Raw genomic sequence first — 2,220 nt, forward strand, 5'->3', positions numbered from 1 at the left:
CTTATCATGTTGTTGCCGGTAAAATGGATAGCAAAGCAATTGCAAAAGCAATTAAAGCTGGTGGCGGCAAAGCTGAACTTACCACAGTACAAGGTGGTAAACTTTGGGCCTGGATGGAAGGTAAAAAATTAGTGCTAAAAGATGAAAAAGGCGGAATGAGCACTGTAACCATTGCAGATGTTTACCAAAAAAATGGCGTGATCCATGTAATCGATACTGTTTTAATGCCGAAATAATATTTAAAAGATATCCTTATTAAAAACTTACATCACCTCCTGTGTGATTTTCATATTAACGTTCTTACTTAACAGTAAGGACGTTTTTTATTTAATTGTCAGCTGTTTATAAAGTTTTAGTTTTTACAAAGGTTACTATTCTTACAACTTTGTTTTACACTTAACTTTACAGCGTAAATTTGACGACTTTATGAAAGCAAACTACCGCGAAAAATACATGCAGTGGAATGAAGAACTTGCAGTTAAAAGAGCGAGCAGAGCGCTAGAAAAGAATTTACCAAAATAGATAATTATAGAATGAGAGAATTACCTCCCACATACAAACATTCTCTCATTCAAACACTCACTCATTAAATACATGCATCCTAACATTATAAAAATCCAGGAAAGAATAGAGCCGCTTAGGCAAGAAATCATTAACCACAAAGTTTATTCGGCCATTAGTGAAATAGAAGATCTCCGGATTTTTATGGAACACCACATTTTCGCCGTTTGGGATTTTATGTCGTTGCTTAAAGCCCTACAAATTAATTTAACCTGTACTACTTTGCCATGGTTCCCCGTAGGCGATCCTGTTACCCGGCAATTGATCAATGAAATTGTGGCCGGTGAAGAATCGGATGTGGATGCCAATGGAGCGATTAAAAGCCACTTCGAGTTATATTTAGATGCTATGGATCAATGCGGTGCCAACACCAAACCCATCAATATCTTTTTACAGGAACTAAAAAGCGGGAAAAGTTTTAATGAGGCTTTCACGAAAGCGAGTGTTCCTGCAGCGGCAAAGGATTTTGTAAATGCGACTTTCGAAACCATAAACAGTGGAAAAACACATTTACAGGCCGCAAGTTTTACCTTTGGCCGCGAGGATTTAATTCCAAACATGTTTTTTAGCATGGTAAATGACCTGAACAGTACCCAGGCTGATAAAGTTTCGGTCTTTAAATATTACCTGGAGCGCCATATCGAAGTAGATGGCGATCACCATAGCCATTTGGCACTCTCTATGATGGAGAAGCTCTGTGAAAAAAATGAAGCCTTTTGGGCCGAAGCAGAAGAGACTACAATACTAGCCTTGCAGAAAAGGATCGACCTGTGGGACGCTGCATATACCGAAATTGTTAAAAATAAAGTTGAGGCGTAATTATTAAATTGTTAAGTATTTACTAATTTTAGATTACGTGATTTTAGTCACATTTACCTGTTAACATCAATTTTGTAAAATAAAATTTACACATTTGTTGTTCGGCACAAATAACCGATTTTAAGCGCATGAGTTTCATTTTAAAACCTGTTGATATCGTTGAGAGCATCACTCCCGAAGATTTTAAGAAAAATTATCTGAAAACTAAACGTCCGTTAGTAATCAGGGGCCTAACCAAAGACTGGCCTGCCAGAGAAAAATGGACGACTGAATATTTAAAGGAAATTGGTGGCGAACTCGAAGTTCCACTTTACGATAACTCTAAAGCCGATCCATCTAAACCGATCAATGCAGCTACGGCGCATATGAAATTTGGCGATTACCTTGACCTGATCAAACGTGAGCCAACTGAACTGCGTATATTCTTTTTTAACCTGTTTAAAAAAGTACCAAGTTTAATCAATGATGTAAAAATCCCAAAAGATTTAATGGGTGGTTTTATCGAAAGTATGCCTGCTATGTTTTTTGGCGGTTCTAACTCGGTAACCTTTTTACATTATGATATCGATTTACCGCATATTTTCCATACACACTTCGGTGGTAGAAAGCACATTGTTCTTTTCGACAACAAATGGAAAGACAGACTGTATTGCCTGCCAAATGCAACTTATGCTTTAGAAGATTATGATGTGGCCAACCCCGATTTCGAAAAATTCCCGGCACTGAATGGTGTAGAAGGTTATGAAGTTTTCCTGGAGCATGGCGATACTTTATTTATGCCAACCGGAATGTGGCACTGGATGAAATACCTGGATGGATCGTTCTCTTTAAGTTTAAGAG

General features: G+C 37.7%; 3 protein-coding genes. All 3 read left to right on the plus strand.

Features of this window, described 5'->3' with window-relative positions; genetic code table 11:
* Positions 1-236 (plus strand): fasciclin domain-containing protein (locus AC1DPQ_RS25595; RefSeq protein ID WP_477611292.1); only part of this gene is annotated, 236 nt, incomplete at its 5' end.
* A gap of 358 nt (positions 237-594) precedes the next feature.
* Entirely contained in the window at positions 595-1,380 is a 786-nt protein-coding gene (locus AC1DPQ_RS25600) for a DUF3050 domain-containing protein (protein WP_477611293.1), read from the plus strand.
* Positions 1,381-1,508: 128 nt separating this feature from the next.
* On the plus strand, positions 1,509-2,220 hold a 712-nt coding region (locus AC1DPQ_RS25605), incomplete at its 3' end, for a cupin-like domain-containing protein (protein ID WP_477611294.1).

This window comes from Pedobacter sp. 01T416_2, from assembly GCF_056398925.1.

What these genes read in the sequence shown, in the direction of transcription:
- AC1DPQ_RS25600 (WP_477611293.1), top strand. Translation starts at nt 595, where the DNA reads ATGCATCCTAACATTATAAAAATCCAGGAAAGAATAGAGCCGCTTAGG.